This window comes from Pseudomonas sp. (assembly GCF_035277045.1).
Classification (GTDB): domain Bacteria; phylum Pseudomonadota; class Gammaproteobacteria; order Pseudomonadales; family Pseudomonadaceae; genus Aquipseudomonas.
Genome location: NZ_DATELE010000182.1, coordinates 1 through 3922, shown reverse-complemented (window position 1 = coordinate 3922; position 3922 = coordinate 1). Strand labels below are relative to the sequence as shown.

Sequence of the window (3922 nt, the reverse complement as noted above, 5' to 3'; positions counted from 1 at the left end):
CAGATGCATGGCGGGGCAGGGGTGAGTGGTGATTTCCCGTTGGCCTACATGTACGCAATGCAGCGCACCTTGCGGCTGGCGGATGGGCCGGATGAAGTGCATCGGGCGGCGATCGGGAAGATCGAGATCGGAAAGTATCAGGCCTTTTCTGGCTGACAAGCTCACAGGCCTGACTTGAACTCATCACCTCGCCTCGCGGGTCCGGCAGGCTGCCCGCGAGTCTTGAACAGCGACAACAGTACTCCGCCAAGCAACAACGCCATGGTCACCCCGAGCGACAGCAGCGCGGGTACCTTGCCGATCAGTCCATGATAGAAAATCTTGCAGCCGATGAAGATCAACACCAGCGCCAGCGCGTACTTGAGGTAGACAAACCGGTGCATCAGCGCCGCGAGGGCGAAGTACAGCGACCTCAGCCCGAGGATGGCGAAGATGTTGGAGGTGTAGACGATGAACGGGTCTTGGGTGATGGCGAAGATTGCGGGAACGCTGTCCACGGCGAAGACCAGATCGGCCAGTTCGATGAGCACCAAGGCAAGGAACAGCGGTGTGGCGTGGCGCAGGGCCTTGGATGTGCCTGGCGGGGTGAGCCGCACGAAGAAATGTGGGCCGTGGACCTGATCCGTGACGCGCATGTGCCGGCGCACGAAGCGCAAGACCGGGTTGTTGGCGAGGTCGGGGTGGCTGTCTTCTCGAGAGAAGAACATCTTGATACCGGTAATCAGCAGGAAGGCACCGAACAGGTACAGCACCCAGGCGAAATTCTGCACCAGCGCGGCGCCGACGCCGATCATGATTGCCCGCAGGAACACCACGCCCAGGATGCCCCAGAACAACACGCGGTGCTGATAGCGGCGGGGGATGGCGAAGAAGCTGAAGATCATTGCCATGACAAAGACATTGTCCATCGACAACGATTGCTCGACGAGAAAACCGGTATAGAACTCCAGCGCCGACTGCGGACCGAGCTCGAACCACACCCATAGGCCGAACAGCACACCGACGCTGAAATAGCCCGAGTACAGCAGCAGGCTTTCGCGCATTTCGATCTCGCGATCCTTGCGGTGCAAAACGCCCAGGTCCAGGACCAGCAAGGCGATGACGATACCGATGAACACCAGCCAGAGCCAGGTGCTGGTCCCCAGAAAAGGTGTGAAGAGAAATGCCTGTAGAGTCGCCATGCGCCCCTCCTTGATTGTCGACGTTGCTGAGCAACAGTGATTCCGACATGGCGGCTTGGCAGCCGTCAGAGGGGCCCGGCATCACATGTGCTGAGCCTAGTCCGACTCGCCGGGGTTGCCGAACAGGGCGCTGTAACATTTCGTTGCGCAGCGGCCGGCAAGGGCGGCGCGCATCAGTACACCCACACCTCGACCCGGCGGTTGCGCTGGCGCCCTTGCTCCTGGTCGTTGCCGGCCACGGGCAGGTCGTCGCCAAAGCCGGTGACCTCGCGGACCTCGACCCCGGCGCGGGCCAGTTCGCGGCGCACGGCCATGGCGCGCAGCCGCGAGAGCAGCGCGGCGCGGCCGGGGGTTTCCTTGGGGTCTCCGAACCCGACCAGCACCGCCTGGTCTTGCAGTTTGCCGGACTGGCGCAGGTACTCGGTGACACGTTGCACGTCGCGCCGGGCCTTGCTGTCGAGGCTGGCGCTGCCTTCCTGAAAGCGGAAATTGACCGTCAGGCGCCGCGCGTCGCTGGCCAGGCTGCGGTAGCGTGGCGGCATGCCAGCCTGGACGGGCGCTGGCAACGCCCGGACCTGCTGGGAAATGAACCCCTGCTCGGCCACGATGGCCTGGCCTGCCGGACTTTGCGCGAACTCGGCAAGCGCCTGTGCTTGCGCCCGGACGCCTTGGCCTGGCAAGTACAGATAGAGGCGCCGGGACAGGGGATAGTCTTCACTGGCCACCAGGGCCGGGGTCGGCAGCATCGCCGGCGCCTGGCCCTCGGCTATGGCCAGCACCCTGGCGCCGTGGACCGCCGCCAGGCTGCTGAAACCGATGGCCTGGCGGTCGCTCTTGACTCGATCGGCAAGTTGCTCGCTGGATTCGAAGCGCTGGGCAGGGGCAGCGAGGTCGACCTGCTGCGGGTCGAGCACCAGCGCCTTGAAAGTCTCGAACGTGCCGGAGCGGTCGTCGCGGGCAAGCACATGGATAGCACCGCCGCTGACGCCCAGTTGCTCCCAGCGCGACACCTGTCCCGAGAAGATCTGCGCGAGCTGTGCAATGCTCAACCGCGACAGCGGATTGTCCGGATGCACGATCACCGCGACCCCATCCAGGCCGATGACCTGCTCCGATGCCACGCCGCGCAGATCGCCGAAAGCTTTCAACTGCTCAGTTTCAACGTCGCTGATCGGTCGCGAGGAGGCGGCGAGGTCGGCTTCACCGCTGCGCAGGGCAGTGAACCCGGTGCTGGAGCCATGGGCGGCAATATCGATCTGCACAGGTTGGCCGGCGACGTCACGGGCGCGTACCTGCACTTCGTTGGTGACCGGCCCAGGCAGTGTCTCGATGCCGGAGGCCCCCTGGGCCTGCAGCAATCCGCGTACCAGCGCGGGGGCGAGCGCCGCGCCGATGGTATTGGAACCCTGGATACGCAGGTGCGCGGGGTCGGCGCAGGCCAGCAGGGGCAGCAGGCCTAAAAGCCAGGGGAGGATGCGAAGCATGCCTGTCAGGGCCTGTGGCATGGAGGAGGCCAGAGATTACGACAGGCAGGTGACAGGAATATGTCCATCAGGGGGCAGCGTCGCCATGAAAATCCGCGCCGGCCACGGCCTGCACGTAAGCCGCGTCCGCCTCCAGGCGCAGGTTCCGGCACTCTTCCCAGCCGATGACGCCCCGGCGCTCGAGCTCATCGGCCTCGCGAAGCAGGATGTCGTGGTAGGCGTCTGGGCATTCCATGCGCAGCGCACGGTCCTCCAGGAGCGTGCGCCAACGGGCGATCGCCAGCAGAAACCGGTGATCCGCTGCACTGAGTGTGACGCCTCGGGTTATGCTCATGGCCCTGAAATCCTCCGCGATTTTACGAGAGAATCCCCAGCCTTCCCTGACGTTCCCGCAGAAGGATGGGCGGTCCCTGAGGCGCAAAGATTCCAGACCAGCGGAACGACGGCGATTCACTACCCTCTTATCCAGAGACGGGTGTCACCAGCCCAGCCATTGACGTGCGATACCACATGAAATCACTTCTGGAAAATGACCCGGATGGCATCCAGAGAAAACCGTTGGGGTTCTTTCTCAACGGCGGCAAGGTCAGCAGCTTGCTGCAGGACATGGAGTGGGCAGGGTCGCCCCTGGGCGCCCCACAGGACTGGTCAGCAAGCCTTAAAACCGTCATGGCCACGGTCCTTCCTGCCCAGGCGCAGATCGTGCTGTTCTGGGGTGAGCAGTTCGTGGCCCTCTACAACGATGCCTATGCCCCGACCATTGGCGCCAAGCACCCGCGGGCGCTGGGCCGGCCTGCGATGGAAAACTGGCTGGAGCTGTGGGATGACCTCGGACCGCTGCTGCGCGGGGTACGCGAAACCGGCGAAACCTTTTCGGCCAAGGACCGGCCCTTCTACATAGAGCGGCGCGGGCTGGGTGAGACCGCCTACTTCGATGTGTCCTACTCGGCGGTGCGCGAAGTGAATGGTGACGTGGGTGGCGTCCTGTGCATCGTTACCGAGACCACTGAGCGGGTGCGTTTCCAGCGGCGCCAGGCGTTCCTGCTCGAACTGGGGCAGGCGTTACCGGCCCTGGCAGAACCCGAGGAGATCGAAGCGTACGCACTGCGCAGGCTTGGCGATGAACTGGGCGCCTCGCGCGTGTTTTTCGGCGAAGACATCGGTGATGGCGCGCGCTTCCAGGTGGCCCAGGACTGGGTCGATGGCCTGTGCTCGGTGGTGGGCGAGCATCGCTACGCGGATTTTGGCCAGGACCTG

Annotated in this window: 5 protein-coding genes; 2 read left to right on the top strand and 3 right to left on the bottom strand. The window is 64.2% G+C overall.

Features of this window, described 5'->3' with window-relative positions:
- A partial coding sequence (locus tag VJS90_RS09615) for an acyl-CoA dehydrogenase family protein (RefSeq protein WP_324121357.1) occupies positions 1-156 on the top strand: 156 nt, incomplete at its 5' end.
- A 5-nt stretch (positions 157-161) separates the two neighbouring features.
- Here the strand turns inward: VJS90_RS09615 and VJS90_RS09610 are convergent.
- The 3 genes from VJS90_RS09610 to VJS90_RS09600 all read right to left on the bottom strand — a co-directional run bounded on the left by VJS90_RS09610 (position 162) and on the right by VJS90_RS09600 (position 2999).
- Positions 162-1181 (bottom strand): TerC family protein, encoded by a 1020-nt coding sequence (locus VJS90_RS09610; RefSeq protein WP_324121356.1) that lies wholly within the window; start codon positions 1179-1181, stop codon positions 162-164.
- A 173-nt stretch (positions 1182-1354) separates the two neighbouring features.
- Entirely contained in the window at positions 1355-2665 is a 1311-nt protein-coding gene (locus VJS90_RS09605; RefSeq protein WP_324121355.1) for a phosphate ABC transporter substrate-binding/OmpA family protein, read from the bottom strand.
- 67 nt (positions 2666-2732) lie between these two features.
- Positions 2733-2999, bottom strand: coding sequence for a hypothetical protein (locus VJS90_RS09600; protein WP_324121354.1), 267 nt, complete (start codon positions 2997-2999; stop codon positions 2733-2735).
- Between the two features lie 176 nt (positions 3000-3175).
- Here VJS90_RS09600 and VJS90_RS09595 point away from each other — a divergent pair.
- Positions 3176-3922 (top strand): PAS domain-containing protein (locus VJS90_RS09595; RefSeq protein ID WP_324121353.1); only part of this gene is annotated, 747 nt, incomplete at its 3' end.

Excerpts from the sequence above, each read along its gene's own strand:
- VJS90_RS09610 (WP_324121356.1), bottom strand. The coding sequence starts at position 1,181 with ATGGCGACTCTACAGGCATTTCTCTTCACACCTTTTCTGGGGACCAGC.
- VJS90_RS09600 (WP_324121354.1), bottom strand. The coding sequence starts at position 2,999 with ATGAGCATAACCCGAGGCGTCACACTCAGTGCAGCGGATCACCGGTTT.
- VJS90_RS09605 (WP_324121355.1), bottom strand. The coding sequence starts at position 2,665 with ATGCTTCGCATCCTCCCCTGGCTTTTAGGCCTGCTGCCCCTGCTGGCC.